At 70.2% G+C, this 14,940-nt stretch carries 14 protein-coding genes and 1 riboswitch; of the genes, 6 read left to right on the top strand and 8 right to left on the bottom strand.

Features of this window, described 5'->3' with window-relative positions; all coding sequences use genetic code 11:
* Positions 1–19: 19 nt before the first annotated feature.
* Both ABD927_RS16945 and ABD927_RS16940 read right to left on the bottom strand, forming a co-directional pair.
* The gene (locus ABD927_RS16945; RefSeq protein ID WP_345251020.1) at positions 20–1,384 is read right to left on the bottom strand and encodes an MFS transporter; all 1,365 of its coding nucleotides are present in this window, start codon (positions 1,382–1,384) and stop codon (positions 20–22) included.
* Between the two features lie 33 nt (positions 1,385–1,417).
* On the bottom strand, positions 1,418–2,197 hold the full coding sequence (locus ABD927_RS16940) for a M15 family metallopeptidase (RefSeq protein ID WP_345251019.1): 780 nt from the start codon (positions 2,195–2,197) through the stop codon (positions 1,418–1,420).
* Between the two features lie 65 nt (positions 2,198–2,262).
* A riboswitch (yybP-ykoY riboswitch) is annotated at positions 2,263–2,437 on the top strand.
* Positions 2,438–2,451: 14 nt separating this feature from the next.
* Here ABD927_RS16940 and ABD927_RS16935 point away from each other — a divergent pair.
* Genes ABD927_RS16935 through ABD927_RS16920 form a run of 4 tightly spaced genes read left to right on the top strand, consistent with a single transcriptional unit; the run spans position 2,452 to position 8,195 of the window.
* Positions 2,452–3,018, top strand: a complete 567-nt coding sequence (locus tag ABD927_RS16935) for a TMEM165/GDT1 family protein (RefSeq protein ID WP_345251018.1) — start codon at positions 2,452–2,454, stop codon at positions 3,016–3,018.
* 60 nt (positions 3,019–3,078) lie between these two features.
* Complete coding sequence (locus ABD927_RS16930; protein ID WP_345251017.1) at positions 3,079–5,484, top strand: 3-hydroxyacyl-CoA dehydrogenase NAD-binding domain-containing protein; 2,406 nt, start codon at positions 3,079–3,081, stop codon at positions 5,482–5,484.
* A gap of 19 nt (positions 5,485–5,503) precedes the next feature.
* Positions 5,504–6,703, top strand: a complete 1,200-nt coding sequence (locus ABD927_RS16925; protein WP_345251016.1) for an acetyl-CoA C-acyltransferase — start codon at positions 5,504–5,506, stop codon at positions 6,701–6,703.
* Positions 6,704–6,761: 58 nt separating this feature from the next.
* Positions 6,762–8,195 (top strand): MFS transporter, encoded by a 1,434-nt coding sequence (locus ABD927_RS16920; RefSeq protein WP_345251015.1) that lies wholly within the window; start codon positions 6,762–6,764, stop codon positions 8,193–8,195.
* A gap of 11 nt (positions 8,196–8,206) precedes the next feature.
* Here ABD927_RS16920 and ABD927_RS16915 read toward each other — a convergent pair whose 3' ends face one another.
* Positions 8,207–8,803: an SRPBCC family protein gene (locus tag ABD927_RS16915; protein ID WP_345251014.1), complete on the bottom strand. Its 597-nt coding sequence runs from the start codon at positions 8,801–8,803 to the stop codon at positions 8,207–8,209.
* Between the two features lie 201 nt (positions 8,804–9,004).
* Positions 9,005–9,349 carry an acyl-CoA thioesterase gene (locus ABD927_RS16910; protein WP_345251058.1) on the bottom strand — a complete coding sequence of 115 codons (345 nt, stop codon included), beginning with the start codon at positions 9,347–9,349 and terminating at the stop codon, positions 9,005–9,007.
* Between the two features lie 329 nt (positions 9,350–9,678).
* On the opposite strand from ABD927_RS16910, the gene cspE reads away from it, so the two are divergent.
* On the top strand, positions 9,679–9,891 hold the full coding sequence (gene cspE, locus ABD927_RS16905; RefSeq protein ID WP_345251013.1) for a transcription antiterminator/RNA stability regulator CspE: 213 nt from the start codon (positions 9,679–9,681) through the stop codon (positions 9,889–9,891).
* 96 nt (positions 9,892–9,987) lie between these two features.
* Positions 9,988–11,001, top strand: a complete 1,014-nt coding sequence (locus tag ABD927_RS16900) for a trypsin-like serine peptidase (protein WP_345251012.1) — start codon at positions 9,988–9,990, stop codon at positions 10,999–11,001.
* Between the two features lie 12 nt (positions 11,002–11,013).
* On the opposite strand, the gene ABD927_RS16895 is transcribed toward ABD927_RS16900, so the two are convergent.
* The 4 genes from ABD927_RS16895 to ABD927_RS16880 form a co-directional block, all read right to left on the bottom strand.
* Positions 11,014–12,126 (bottom strand): extracellular catalytic domain type 1 short-chain-length polyhydroxyalkanoate depolymerase, encoded by a 1,113-nt coding sequence (locus ABD927_RS16895; protein ID WP_345251011.1) that lies wholly within the window; start codon positions 12,124–12,126, stop codon positions 11,014–11,016.
* A 17-nt stretch (positions 12,127–12,143) separates the two neighbouring features.
* On the bottom strand, positions 12,144–12,566 hold the full coding sequence (locus ABD927_RS16890; protein ID WP_345251010.1) for a CopG family transcriptional regulator: 423 nt from the start codon (positions 12,564–12,566) through the stop codon (positions 12,144–12,146).
* A 69-nt stretch (positions 12,567–12,635) separates the two neighbouring features.
* Complete coding sequence (locus tag ABD927_RS16885; protein WP_345251009.1) at positions 12,636–13,802, bottom strand: alpha-hydroxy acid oxidase; 1,167 nt, start codon at positions 13,800–13,802, stop codon at positions 12,636–12,638.
* Entirely contained in the window at positions 13,799–14,788 is a 990-nt protein-coding gene (locus ABD927_RS16880) for a Bug family tripartite tricarboxylate transporter substrate binding protein (RefSeq protein ID WP_345251008.1), read from the bottom strand. Before ABD927_RS16880 ends, ABD927_RS16885 begins: the two co-directional genes overlap by 4 nt.
* Positions 14,789–14,940: the final 152 nt, after the last annotated feature.

Here is a 14,940-nt window from a genome sequence, read left to right as displayed (position 1 = left end):
GTCGGCCGCCGGCCGGAGATCAATTGCGCTGCGTGCCGAATTTCGCCCCGCCCCGCGCCAGGCTGATCGCCGACGATATCAGCAGCAGTACGACCCCGGCGCCGAGGGCCCCGATGTATCCATGGGCCGGCAGGGCGGCAAAGGCGAGGCCGGCGATGGCGGCGCCGCAGGCCATGCCGAACTGGCGCGCCGTGCCCTGCATGCCGCCGGCGCTGCCGCTGCGGCTGCGCGGCGCCGCGGTCAGGATGGTGCGGTTGTTGGGGGTCTGGAACGTGCCGAAGCCGGCGCCGCCCAGGGCCATGAAGGGCAGGATGGCGCCGTTGTGGGCGCCGTCGGGCACCAGCAGCAGGCCGCCGATGCCGGCTGCCATGATGCCGGTGCCGAGCGCGCACAGGCGCGCCGGCGATACCGATTCCGACAGGCGCCCGGCGATCGGCGCCATGACCGCCACCGCCAGCGGCCACATCATCATCAGCATGCCCGTTTCCATCTGCGAACGGTGCATGCCGTGCATGAAATAGAAAGGCAGCGCGATGTAGGCGATCGAATGGGCCGAGAACGCGCAGATCGATGCGCCGATCGAATAGGCGAAGATCTTGATGCGCAGCAGGTCCAGCGGCAGCAGCGGCGCCGGGCGCGGCAATTCTCGCCGCACCAGCGCGAAGCCGGCCGCCACCGTCAGCGCCAGGCAGCCGGCGGCCATGGCGGGCGCCGACAGCAGGCGCTCGACGCCGACGATCAGCGCCACGAAGAACACCGCGCTCAGGCCGGCGCTGATGCCGTCGAAGCGGCGCGCGGCGCGGTCCACCACCGGCAGCGCGCGCATGCCCACGGCCAGCACGTAGACCCCCAGCGGCACGTTGACGCCGAACAGCCACGGCCAGGAGGCCACCGCCAGGATGCCCGAGCCCACCACCGGTCCGGCGGCCGACGACACCGCGATCACCAGCGCGTTGAAGCCGATACCGCGGCCGAACTGGCGCTGCGAATAGATGAAGCGCATCAGCGCCGGCACCACGCTCATGACCGCCGCCGCGCCCAGCCCCTGCACCAGCCGGCAGGCGAGCAGCAACTCGAACTGGCCGGCCAGCGCGCAGCCGGCCGAGCCGGCGGTGAACAGCACCACGCCGCAGCCGAACACCCGCCGGTAGCCGTAGATCTCGCCCAGCGACGCGCACGGCAGCAGCGTGGCGACGATGGCCAACTGGTAGGCGTTGACGATCCAGACCGCGCGCGCCGGCTCCACGCCCAGGCTGGTGCTGATGGTGGGCAGCGCGATGTTGGTGATGGTGGTCTCGAGCACGCACATCGCCATCGCCAGCAGCGCGGCGCTCAAGGCCCAGTATTTGCGGGGGGACGGCAGGCCGTCGGCGGCGCTAGTCATGCGCGGCGCGCGCCCGGGCGGAAAACGATTGCATCAGCGGACGGGAAAATTGAAATAGGTATCGGGATAGGGTTCGTTCTCGAGCGTGTAGTGCCACCACTCTTCCGGCAGGTTGCGGAAACCGTGCCGCGCCATCAGCCCCTTCAGGAAGCTGCGGTTGTGCCGGACGTGTCCGGGCAGGTCGGCGTGCTCGGTGTTGGAGCGAGGGTCGAACAGGTCGAACGGCGTGCCCATGTCGACCTCGCCCTCGGCCGTCAGCGGGCCGCGGGTGGGCAGCCCGGCGCCGTCGGCCTCGGGCTGCAGCGCCGCCAGGGTCAGGTCTACCGTGCTGCCGCGGCTGTGGCTGGAGCGCGCGGCCAGGTAGCCCTTGTCGAACAGCGCTTCCTTGGGCAGGTCGGGATAGAAGTCGGGCTTGGTGCGCTGGTCTTCCGGGTCGCGGCTCCAGGCGACGAAGTCGTTGACCGCCTGCTGTGGCCGGTAGCAGTCGAACACTTTCAGCGTCAGCCCCTGCGGATGCAGCTCGCGCTGCACGGCGAGCAGCCGCTGCGCGGCCTGGCGGCTGAGAATGCAGGTGGGCGCGTCGTAGCCCTGCACCGGCCGGCCCAGGAAGTTGTTGCTGCCGTGATAGCGGATGTCGAGCCGGACGGTTTGCGCGATGTCGGTCAGGTGTACGAAACCGCCCGGCATGTGCCGGGCTTCCTGCGCGGCGGCCGGCGCCAGCAGGGCGGCGGCCGCCAGGCAGGCGCCGGTGGCCTGGGCCAGCGGCCCCGGCCCGGGCTCGTTGGCATGGCGCGGATCGGAAGGCTTTTTCATGGGCGGCGTGCGGCATGGCTTGCGGTGGCGCCTATTATGCCTGCCGAAGCGTCGCGGCAAGCGTGTATACTGGCGCCCGTCATTGGGGAGTAGCCTCCCTCCGCGCGGAGGGGCCTGCGTCAACATGCTTGCCCGCAGGGCATGGCGCAGGCGGGTCGGCAGATCTGGCAAGACCTTTGACCGCGCCGTTTCCGGTAGGGCCGGGGACGCGGCGCGGTCATCGGTTGATCGTCCGGCCCCGGAGTCTCCCACGCATGGAAGCTTTCCTGGTTTCGACCGGCATCGTCGCCCTCGCCGAGATCGGCGACAAAACCCAACTCCTCGCCCTCTGTCTGGCCGCCCGCTGGCGCCGGCCGTGGCCGATCGTCGCCGGCATCTTCGCGGCCACCATCGTCAACCACGCGCTGGCCGGCGCGGTGGGCGCCTGGCTCGCCAGCGCGGTCGGCCCCGACGCGATGCGCTGGATACTCGGCCTGTCGTTCATCGCCATGGCCGTGTGGATGCTGATCCCCGACAAGATCGACGAATCCTGTGAAACGCCGCGCGGCTTCGGCGTGTTCGGCGCCACGGTCATCGCCTTCTTCCTGGCCGAAATGGGGGACAAGACGCAGATCGCCACGGTGGCGCTGGTGGCGCAGTTCCACGCCTATGCGTCGGTGGTGGCGGGCACCACGCTGGGCATGATGATTGCGAACGTGCCGGCCGTTCTGCTGGGCGACCGGCTGGCGCACCGCCTGCCGGTCAGGCTGGTGCACGCGGTGGCGGCGCTGATCTTCGCCTGCCTGGGCGTGATCGCGTTGAGCGGCGCAGTGAAGTTGTGACGCCGCGGCGGTAGACTAGCGCAGGGGCCGGCCCCGGTCCGCACATCGTCAGGAAGCATCATGTCGAATTTCATCGTTCGCAAAGTGGCCGTGCTGGGCGCTGGCGTGATGGGGGCGCAGATCGCGGCCCACTGCATCAACGCCAAGGTGCCGGTGCTGCTGTTCGACCTGCCGGCCAAGGACGGCCCGCGCAACGGCATCGCGGCCAATGCCATCGAACGCTTGAAGAAGCTGGCGCCCGCGCCGCTCGGCGCGCCGGAGCTGGCCTCGCTGATCGTGGCGGCCGACTACGACGAAGACCTGGCCCGGCTGCGCGAATGCGACCTGGTGATCGAGGCCATCGCCGAGCGCATGGACTGGAAGCACGACCTGTACGCGCGCGTGGCGCCGGCCATCGCGCCGCACGCCATCTTCGCCACCAACACCTCGGGCTTGTCGATCGCCGAACTGGCCGCCGGTATGCACGAATCCCTGCAGGAACGCTTCTGCGGCGTGCATTTCTTCAACCCGCCGCGCTACATGGAACTGGTCGAGCTGATCCCCACCGCGCGCACCGACCCCGCCATCCTCGACCAGCTCGAAAGCTTTCTCACCACCACGCTGGGCAAGGGCGTGGTGCGGGCGCGCGACACCCCCAATTTCATCGGCAACCGGGTCGGCGTGTTCGGCCTGCTGGCGGCCTTCATCGAGGCCGGGAAATACGGCCTTTCCTACGACGTGGTGGACGACCTGACCGGCACCCGGCTGGGGCGCGCCAAGTCGGGCACGTTCCGCACGGCCGACGTGGTCGGGCTCGACACGCTGGCCCACGTCATCAAGACGATGGAAGACAAGCTGCCGGCCGACCCGTTCGCGCCGCACTACGGCACGCCGGCGGTGCTGGCCGGGCTGATCGGCCGCGGCGCGCTGGGCCAGAAGACCGGCGCCGGCTTCTACCGCAAGGACGGCAAGGCCATCCTGCAGCTTGACCCGGCCGGCGGCGGCTACGTGCCGGCCGGCGGCAAGGCCGACGACGAGGTGGCGCGCATCCTGAAGACGAAAGACCCCGCCGCCCGGCTGCAGGCGCTGCGCGCCTCGGCCCATCCGCAGGCGCAGTTCGTGTGGGCGGTGCTGCGCGACACCTTCCATTACAGCGCGGTGCACCTGGCCGAGATCGCCGATACCGCGCGCGACGTCGATTTCGCGATGCGCTGGGGCTTCGGCCATGCCGTCGGGCCGTTCGAGCTGTGGCAGTCGGCCGGCTGGGCGCAGGTGGCGCAGTGGGTGCAGGAAGACATCGCCGCCGGCAAGGCGCTGTCGCCGGCGCCGCTGCCCGACTGGGTGCATTGCGGCCCGGTGGCGGCGCGCGGCGGCGTGCACGTGCCCGAAGGCTCGTGGAGCCCCGAGACCGAGGCGTTCGAGCCGCGCTCCACGCTGCCGGTCTACCGTCGCCAGGTGTTCCGCGCGGCGCTCGAAGGAGAGGGCGTGACGCCGCAGACGGCCGGCAACACCGTGTTCGAAGACGAAGCCATCCGGCTCTGGACGCTGGACCTGCTCGGCCTGGACGAGGTGCTGATCGCCAGCTTCAAGACCAAGATGAACACCATCGGGCCGGCGGTCACGGCCGGGCTGCTGCGCGCGGTCGGCCTGGCCGAGCGCGAGTACCGCGGGCTGGTGATCTGGCAGCCGGACGGGCCGTTTTCGGCCGGCGCCGACCTGCAGGCCATGATGCCGCTGTTCCTGAGCGGCGGGGTGCAGGCGATCGCGCCGGAGCAAGAGCGGCTGCAGGAGACCTCGCTGCGGCTGCGCTACGCCCAGGTGCCCACCGTGGCCGCGATCGCCGGCCTGGCGCTGGGCGGCGGCTGCGAACTGGCGCTGCATTGCGCGCGGCGGGTGGCGCATTTCGAAAGCCACCTGGGCCTGGTCGAGACGGGCGTCGGCCTGGTGCCTGGCGCCGGCGGCCTGACCTACGGCGCCCGCCGCGCCGCCGCGGAGCACGCGCTGGCGCCCGAAGCGCCGCTGCTGCATTTCCTGAAGAAATACGCGTTGCAGGCGGCCACCGCGGAGGTATCGAAATCGGCGCCCGACGCGCGCCGCATGGGCTACCTGCTGGAGTCGGACCCCATCGTGTTCAACGTGCATGAAGTGTTGTACACGGCCGTGCGCGAGGCCCGCGCGCTGCACGATTCCGGCTGGCGGCCGCCGCTGGCGGCGCCGTTCGCGGTGGCCGGCAGCCAGGGCATCGCCACGCTCACCTCGCAGCTGGTGAACATGCGCGACGGCGGCTTCATCTCGGCGCACGACTTCCACCTGGGCCGCGCCATCGCCGAGATCATCTGCGGCGGCGAGGTGGCCGCGGGATCGCTGGCGGACGAGGCCTGGATCATGGCAAGCGAGCGCCAGGCCTTCATGGCGCTGCTGAACCATCCCAAGACGCAGGAACGCATCACGGGCATGATGCAGACCGGCAAGCCCGTGCGCAATTGACCGGCGGGCAGGAGACATCATGACCCGACAACTCCAGGACGCCTACATCGTGGCCGCGGCCCGCACGCCGATCGGCAAGGCCCCGCGCGGCGCCTTGCGCACCGTACGGCCGGACGATTTGCTGGCCCATGCGATCCGCGCCGCGCTGGCGCAGGCGCCCGGCCTGGATCCGGCGCGGATCCAGGATGCCGTGATCGGCTGCGCGATGCCCGAAGGGCCGCAGGGTCTGAACGTGGCGCGCATCGCGGTGCTGCTGGCGGGGCTGCCGGACACGGTGGGCGGCATTACGGTCAACCGCTTCTGCGCCTCGGGCCTGGCCGCGGTGGCGATGGCAGCCGACCGCATCCGCGTGGGCGAGGCCGACGTCATGCTGGCCGGCGGCGTCGAGTCGATGAGCATGGTGCCGATGATGGGCAACACGCCCTCGATGAACCCGCGCATCTTCGAGGGCGGCGAGAACGTCGGCATCGCCTACGGCATGGGCCTGACCGCCGAGAACGTGGCGGCCCGGTGGAAGGTGTCGCGCGAAGACCAGGACGCCTTCGCGCTGGCCTCGCACCGCAAGGCGATCGCGGCCCAGCAGGCCGGCGAATTCGCCGACGAGATCGCGCCGGTCGACGTGGCCGAGCGCCGGCCCGATATGCGCAGCGGCGACGTCGCCGTCCTGCGCCGCACGCTCGCGCTCGACGAAGGGCCGCGCGCCGACACCAGCGCCGAGGCCCTGGCCAGGCTGCGGCCCGTATTCGCCGCGCGCGGCAGCGTGACGGCCGGCAACAGCTCGCAGACCTCCGACGGCGCCGGCGCGCTGCTGCTGATGTCGGAACGCGCGCTGCGCGAGACGGGGCTGACGCCGCTGGCGCGCTTCGTCTGCTCGGCGGTGCGCGGCGTGCCGCCGGAGATCATGGGCATCGGCCCGAAAGAGGCCGTGCCGGCCGCGCTGCAGCTGGCCGGGCTGACGCAAGCCGACCTCGACTGGATCGAACTGAACGAAGCCTTCGCGGCGCAGGCGCTGGCCGTCATCCGCGACCTCGGCCTCGACCCGTCGCGCGTCAATCCGATGGGCGGCGCGATCGCGCTCGGCCATCCGCTGGGCGCCACCGGCGCGATCCGCAGCGCCACCGTGGTGCATGCGCTGCGGCGGCACAGGTTGAAGTACGGCATGGTCACGATGTGCGTGGGCACCGGCATGGGAGCGGCGGGTATCTTCGAACGAGTGTGAGCGCCACGCGGCCGGGCCGCTGGTCAAGGGTTTACCCGGGGTGTATCCTTAAAGGGAAATGTCAGACAACGCCCCTGCCTCGTCACCTCCTTCCCCTTCAAGCAGCAGTTCCGCGGCCTCCGCATCGCCGGTCCGCGGCACGCGCCAGACCTTGCTCGCGGTGTTCGGCGTCTGCGCCGTGGTGATGCTGGTGGCGCTCGATTCCACCATCGTCGGCACCATCCTGCCGCAGGTCGCCCGCGAACTCGACGGCATGGCGCTGTACGCCTGGGTCGGCACCGGCTACCTGCTGTCGTCGGCCATCGTCATCCCGATCTTCGGCCGGCTGGGCGATCTGTTCGGGCGCAAGCCCTTCATCCTGGCTTCCATCGTCGTGGTAGCCGTCGGCTCGCTGATGTGCGCGCTGTCGCAGACGATGCCGCACCTGATCGTGGCCCGCACCCTGCAGGGGCTGGGCGGCGGCATGCTGGTGGCCACGGCCTTCGCCGCGCCGGCCGACCTGTTTCCCGATGCCGCGCGCCGCATCCGCTGGCAGGCGCTGGTGTCCACCTGCTATGCCGTGGCCAGCGGGCTCGGGCCGCTGCTGGGCGGCGCCGTCACGCAGGCGATCGGCTGGCGGGCCGCCTTTCTCGTGGTGCCGGCCGTGGCGGTGGTGTCGTTCGTGATGCTGTTCCGCTATTTCCCCCGGCTGGTGCCGCGCCACGAGCGCCGGCCGCGCATCGACTGGCTGGGCGGCGTGCTGCTGGTGGTGGCGGTGGGCGCGCCGATGGCGGCGCTGGAACTGGGCTTCGCGGTCGGGGCCAAGCCGCTGCTGGCGGCGCTGTTCGCGCTGGTGGGCGCGGCCGCGATCGCCGCGCTGTGGCCGTACGAGAAGCGGGTCGAGCTGCCGATGTTCCCGCTGCGCGTGCTGGCCTCGCGCGAGTCGCGGCTGCTGAACGTGGTCAGCGTGATGATAGGCGCGGTGATGTTCAACCTGATGTACTACGGCCCGCTGCTGCTGCAGACCGTGGTCGGCATGACGCCGGCCCAGGCCGGGCTGGTGCTGGCGCCGCTGGTGGCCTGTATTCCTTTGGGCAGCGTGATCAACGGCCGCCTGTTTCCCCGCCAGAGCCAGCCGCAGCGGCTGCTGGTGCTGGGCGCGGCCATCGTCGGCGCCGGCTGCCTGGGTGTGATGGGGCTCGACAGCGGGTCGTCGACGGGCTTCGCCTTCGCGGTGTTCGGGCTGTCGGGAGTCGGGCTGGGCTTCGTGCTGCCGAACCTGACGCTGTTCATGCAGATCATCGCCGACCGGCGCGACGTGGGCGTGGCCTCGGCGCTGGTGCAGACCACGCGCACGCTGGGCAGCGCGGTCGGCACGGCGGTGATCGGCATCATCATCACCCGCACTTCGGTGCCGGCCGGCGTGCACAGCGGGATCGTGATGTCGCTGCTGTTCTGCGCCGTGACGGTCGTGCTGGCGCCCCAGATCAAGATGAAGAACCTGAGGCGGTGAGCCGGCCCCGGCTAGCGGAACAGGATGTGGTAGGCGACCAGCAGCAGGACGATGCCGCCCGCGATCACCCATGAGAACCGGCTGAACAGTTCGCCGTTGTGCGATGGCGAGCCGCCGCCTGCCATGGCCGGGAAGCGGCGCATGTGCGGGGCCTCGGCCTGTTCGGCCGCGCGGCTGGCGCACAGCGACAGCAGGCCGAGGAAGCGGTCGCTCATCTTGCGGGCGATCTTTTCGGCCTGGTCGCCGCGCAGTCCGGCCAGCTTGCCTTGCAGGTCGGCATGGGCCGCATACGAGAGCCGCGTGTTGTCGCCTTCGGGAGTGAGCCTGACGTCGGCGTAGCCGCGGGCGCCGCCGGCGGCAGGCCCTTCGCCTTCGAATTCCAGATGGTAGGAATGCGGCGGCCGGATGTCGGACAACTTGATCCGTCCGTCGAAATGCGCCGATACCGGCCCCACGTCGGCGTGCATCGACACCTTGTATTCGTCGTCGGCGACGCGTTCGACTTTTTCGCAGCCCGGGATGCAGACCTTCAGGGTCTCGGGGGCGATGAGCTTGTTCCAGGTGCGCTGCTGCGACCCCGGAACGAGGCGCGAACCGGTAAGGTCCATGTTTGTCTCCTACGCTTCGGTGGCGCCGGAAGGCCCGGCGCCGCGCTGGATTTTTGTCTAGAGCCGCCGGCTCGGGGCCGGCGTGCGCCACTGGGGCAGCGGAACTGCCCGTGTGGAAAATTTGCCACTATTCGGCGGGAGTGTCCAGCATCCGAGGTGTCAGACGTATCCGTATGCGAATGGAGAGCGAAGCGGCTGGGCTCAGTCCGGCGGCAGCACGCGCGGACGGCGGGCGCCGTCGGTGGCCACGTAGACCACGGTGGCCTCGGTCACCTTGACCACTTCGGCATCGAGCTGGACGCGCTGCGCGTAGACCTCGATGCAGACGGTGATCGAGGTGCGCCCGACGCGCACGATGTCGGTATAGAAGCTGAGCACGTCGCCGACGAAGACCGGCTTCTTGAACACGAAGGAATTGACGGCTACCGTGGCGACCCGCCCCTTGGCGCGCTCTACCGCGGCGATGGCGCCGGCGACGTCGACCTGCGCCATGATCCAGCCGCCGAACACGTCGCCCGACGGGTTGGCGTCGGCGGGCATCGCCATGACCCGCAGCGCGGGGATCTGCCCTTCGGGCAGGCGGTCGGGTTCGGGGGGCGCGTCGTCAGGCAGGGGCACGGCAGCTTCCGGTAGGGCCATGCGCCAAGTGTAGCCCGGCGCCGGGGGGACGAAAATATATCCGCGGCGAAACGGCACGCGCTGCGCAAGACGTGTACTATGGGTTCGTTGATATGTGCAAGACCATCACCTCCCAGGCCTTTCTTCCGCTTCCGGCGTCCTGCCGGCGGATGTGTCGAACCCCTCCTTGTTGATTTTCTTGGCGTCTCTTCGCCGGCCGCGCTCTTGCGTGCCGGCAACTTCGAAAGGAAATCAAAATGGCCACGCAAACCGGAATCGTGAAATGGTTCAACGACGGCAAGGGATTCGGCTTCATTACCCCCGATGACGGCAGCAAGGATCTGTTCGCTCACTTCAGCGAGATCCAGGCAGGCGGATTCAAGACCCTGGCCGAGAACCAGCGCGTGCAGTTCGAGGTCGCGCAGGGCGCCAAAGGCCCGCAGGCCTGCAACATTCGCGCCGTGAGCTGAGCCACGCCGGGCCTTGCCGGCCCGGCATCTGCCCCCACGGTTGCACCGAAGCGCGGCTTTGTCCGCGCTTTTTGATTTTCATGGAGGGCTCTCGCGATGAAGAATCTGCAGGAAGCCACCGAGCGTATCTGCGAGCTCAAGGGCAGCCTGATCGCCATCGACGCCTTGCTGCCGGCATTGCTCGAAACACTGCCGCCTGCCGCCCACGGCGCGCTGCTGCATTCCTTCGAGGCACACGCCGAAGCGGCCCGCACGATCATGCTGAACACCCCCATCTCCGAGCATGTGCTGACCGTCTTCGAGCGCGACATTGCCAGGACACAGGCACTCCTTGCCCGTACCGCGCCGGCGTGCCCCGCGCCGGATCCGGGCCGTACCGCCGAGGCGGTGTTGCTGGCCTCCACGCGCATCGCCACTTACCTGGGGCCTTCCTTGCTGACGGGGGCCAGCGGCTTTTTCTTTCGCCGCGGCGAGCGGCTGTTCCTGGTCACGAACCGGCACGTCTTCGCCGACGAGGCGAGCGGCCATTTTCCGGACCGGATAGAGATCGAACTGCACACCGACGCGCAGGACCTGACGCGACACGCGATCTTCTCGATCCCGCTCTACGAGAACGGGCTGGCGCTATGGCGCCAGGCTGCCGATAGCGCCGGGGCGGTAGACATCGCGGTCATCGAGCTCATGGCCGACCGCTTGCCCCGGTCCACGGTGCTGCAGGCGTTCGATGCGGCGAATCTGGATCCCGGCGGCGAAGACGTGGCGGTCGGCGACAGCCTGACGGTGATCGGGTTTCCGCTCGGGTTCCACGACACGGTGCACCACCTCGCCGTGGCGCGCAGCGCATCGATCGCATCGGCCTATGGCGTGCGCTTCCAGCAGCAGGGCTATTTCCTGACCGATGCCAGGACGCACCGCGGCAGCAGCGGCGCGCCCGTCCTGCGGCGCAGGCACGCAGGCCACGGCGACGATTCGCTGTTGTCCTGGCAGTTGCTGGGGGTGCATTCAACCCGCATGGACATGCGCCCGCGCGACCTGGACGAAGACGAGTCGCTCGGCCTGAACTGCGCCTGGTACGCCGACGTGCTGATGGTGCTGACCGGTTCGCCCTAGCGGGCGGCCCGGCTACGGGTTCCGCCGATGGGCCAGGAAGAACCTCAGCATCTCGGCGCTGGCATCGACGCCGGCCGGGTCCGTATAGCTTCCTTCCGCGCTGCCGCCGGACCAGGCGTGTCCCGCCCCGTGCAACTGCCAGTACTCGGTCGTGCTGCGCCCCGCTTCATCCGTATAGACCGTCCGGGTGTAGCGCTGGCCGCCGCTCGACCGTCCCTCGGCAACGCGGGCCGAAGGCTTGCCGGCCGTCTTGCCGTTCGCGTTGCGGGCCGCTTCGACGATCGCGGCGCCGTTGCTCACGTGGACGGTGGCGTCCGCATCGCCATGAAACACGATGGTGGGCGGCATCGGGCCGCCGGAGACCGCCGGCGCCGCCGGGCGGCCGTTGCGCATGGCGGCGAGCGCCGAGCCGACGTCGCTTGCCGCGCCGCTCGGCAAGCCGGAGTGCACTCCGACCGCCGCGAATACGTCCGGATAGCAGCGCCCGACGATGTCTGCCATGGCGCCGCCCGCCGACAGGCCCGCCACGAACACGCGGGCCGCGTCCACGTGATGATCGGCCGCGATCGTCTGCGCCAGGGCGGCCAGGATCGCCGGTTCGCCGCGCCCGCGCTGCTGGTGCTGCGGCTTGAACCAGTTCCAGCATCTTTGCGCGTTGGCGCGCGGGGTCTGCTCGGGGTAGAGCACGACCACCCCGAGGTCGCGGGCCAGCGCGTTCATCCGCGTGCCGGCCGCGAAGTCGTCGGCATCTTGCGTGCATCCGTGCAGCATGACCACCATGGGGCGCAGCAGGGGGGCGGCAGCGGCTGCGGCGGGCGGAAGATAGAGCTTGTACGCGAGCGTGCGTCCCTGATGCGCGACGCTGCCGGCAATCCAGCGTTCATCGCCACGCGTGCCGGCCTGGTCGGGGTCGATGACAGGCTCCGGGCCGTCGAGCACCAGCGCTTCGCCCGCCGGCCATGGGGCATGCGGGGCGGAGGGCGGCGCAGCAGGCCGGCCGATGCCTGGCCCGCGGGCGGCGCCGCCCCGGAGGGCGCGCTGGATGGCCTGCGTCGCCTCGTGCAGCCGGCCATGGCGGGTCAACTGCGTGGCTTCGGCCATCAGGCGTTGAAGCAAGTGGTTCATGGGGAGTTTCCGTTGTTTCAGTGGATTCTTCCGGCCAACGCGGCCTTGACGGCGCTGCTGGCCTGCAGCGCCCCCAGCACGGTGATGGATTCGATGGTGGCCAGGGCCAGTTCCGGGGTCACGTCCTGGCCGATGCTGGCCAGGCCCAGCACCCGGATCTGCAACTGCTGGCCCGCCGCGCGGGCGGCTTCGAGATCGGCCGCGGAAAAGTGCTGCAGGCCGAGTACCAGCAGCTTGCGGGCGACCGCCTGCTTGAGGACGTCTCCATGCGCCGCCAGCTGGTTTCGGATGGCGGTGCGGATGAAGTCCGTTCGGTTGGCGTAGAAGCTTTCGGCGACCAGCAGGTCGATATGGCCGAGATCGACGAATCCCAGGTTGATGGTGATTTTTTCCGAGTCGGCCGCCTTGGCCGGCCGGTTGAGGGCGGGCGTTCCTTTCATGGAACCATCTTAGCACCATCCATGTGGATGGTTTATGGATGTTGTTTTTCGGTCCGGAGTGCGATCGTCCTAGAGAGCGAGCAGGTCGGCCCCGATGGCTTCGAGTCCGGATGCGCCGCACAGCCGCATGGTTCGTGCCAGCTCGTCGGCCAGGATCGCCAGCGCGTGGCCGGCGCCGCGTTCGCCGCCGGCCACCGCGCCGTACAGCAGCGCGCGGCCCGCCAGCACGCCGGTCGCCCCGGCCGCGATGGCCTTGACGATGTGGCTGCCGCGCCGGATGCCGCTGTCGAGCAGCACCGGGACGCGCCGGTCCACCGCCGCCGCCACCGCCGGCAGCGCGCGGATGCTGGCCATGGCGCCGTCCAGCTGGCGGCCGCCGTGGTTGGAGACGACGATCGCGTCGCAGCCGAGCGCCAGGGCCTTGACCGCGTCGTCGGGGTGCAGGATGCCCTTGACGATGAACTGCCGGGGCCAGCGCTCGCGCAGCGCCGCCAGCTGCTTCCAGTCGAAGGTCGGATCGCTGAAGCGGCCGACCGAGGAGGCGGCCGGGCCGCCGGCCGATGCGGCGGGCGCCATGCCTTCGAGGTTTTTCAGCGGCGGGCGCCCGTGCAGCGCCATCGGCAGCAGCCAGCCCGGATGCCGCAGGAAATCAAGCGTGTTGCGCAGCGAGTGCCGATACTGCATCGCGAACCCGTTGCGCAGGTCGCGCTCGCGCTTGCCGCCGGCGGGCAGATCCACGGTGATCATCAGCGCCTCATAGCCGGCGCCTTCGGCCCGTTCGATCAGGCGCCGCACCAGTTCGCGGTCGCGCAGCACGTAGGCCTGGAACCAGAGGCGGCCGGGCGCGTGCCGGGCCACTTCCTCGATGCTGGCGCTGGACATGGTGGACAGCGTGTACGGCACGCCGGCCGCCGCGGCGGCGCGGGCCATGTCGAGATCGGCGCGGCGCCGTCCGGCGCCGGCCCCGCCGATGGGCGCCACCGCCAAAGGCAGCGCGCTGCGGCGGCCGAACAGCGTCATGCCGGTGTCCACCCGCTCGACGTTATTCAGCACCCGCGGCCGCAGCGCCAGCGCGTCGAACGCATCGCCGTTGGCGGCCAGCGTGCGCTCGTCCTCGGCGCCGCCGTCGAAGAAGTCGAACACCGCGCGCGGCAGCCTGCGGCGCGCCTCTTCGCGCAAATCGGCGATCGAACGATAGCGGGCGAGCCGGTCGCGCCCTGCCTGCCCGGCCGTCATTCCTGCAGGTTCACGGTATCCACGATCTGGCCCCATTGCCGGACGAAGCGGCCCATGCGGCTCGTCAGTTCCGCCGGCCCGAGGTAGTAGGGCATGGTGTCCGAACTGGCGAAGGCCTTGACCAGTTCCGGATCCTTCAGCGCGGCGCGGACCGATTCGGCAATGCGCCGCACGACCGGCTCCGGCGTGGCAGGCGGCGCCACGACGAAGGAATGCGAGACGGCGTCTTCGAAATCCGGGATCCGCTCCGAGAACGATCCCAGCTGCGGCGCGGCCGGGATGCGCGGGCCGCTCATGATGCCGATGACCTTGATGCGGCCGCCTTCCTTTTCGGCCACGTTGCGCGCGGCCACCGAGCTCATGATCGCCAGCTTGATCTGCTGGCCGCTCATCAGGTCGGGCAGGATCTGGCCGGCGCCCTTGTAGGGCACGTGGGTCATGCGCAGGCCGAGATTGCGCATCAGCAGTTCCATGCCCAGGTGGTGCTGGGAGCCGACGCCCGAGGTGGCGTAGAAATACTTGCCCGGGTGGGCGCGCACCTCGGCGATGAAGCCGTCGACGTCGTTGGCCGGAAAACTCGGGTGCGCGGCGATGACGAACGGGCCGCGCCCGACCGAGGCCACCATGGCGAAGCTTTTCAGCGGGTCCAGCGTGCCGGGCTTGCCCGAGGTCTTCTTCTGGACCAGGATGGCCAGCAGGGTCGAGGTCGTGGCCAGCATCAGCGTGTGGCCGTCGGGCGGGGCGTTGGCGACCGCGTCGGCGGCGATCAGCGTGCTGGCGCCCGGCCGGTTGTCGACCACCACCTGCTGGCCGAGGTCGCGGCTCATGGCCGTGGCCAGCAGCCGGGCGGATTCGTCGATATTGCCGCCGGGCGAGAAGCCGACCAGCAGGCGCACCGGCTTCTGTGGATAGGCGTCGGCCGCGGCGGCGGCGCCCGGCTGCAGGGCCAGCGCGACGAGCGGCATGGTCAATAGCGCTTTCAACATGGTCTCCTCCTCGTTCTTGTGTGCCTGGGGAAGCGGCCCCGGGGTATCGGCGAAGTATTGGAGATTGGCGGGCGATCCACAATTGCCGAAGGAATAACCTAGACTTCGCCAGGTGCGAAGCCTGGTGCCGCGGCCGCCGCCCATTCGTGGCC

The organism is Pigmentiphaga soli (assembly GCF_039541095.1).
Classification (GTDB): Bacteria; Pseudomonadota; Gammaproteobacteria; order Burkholderiales; family Burkholderiaceae_B; genus Pigmentiphaga; species Pigmentiphaga soli.
The sequence above is the reverse complement of the archived record's forward strand: the minus strand, read 5'-3'. Positions and strand labels throughout refer to the sequence as shown.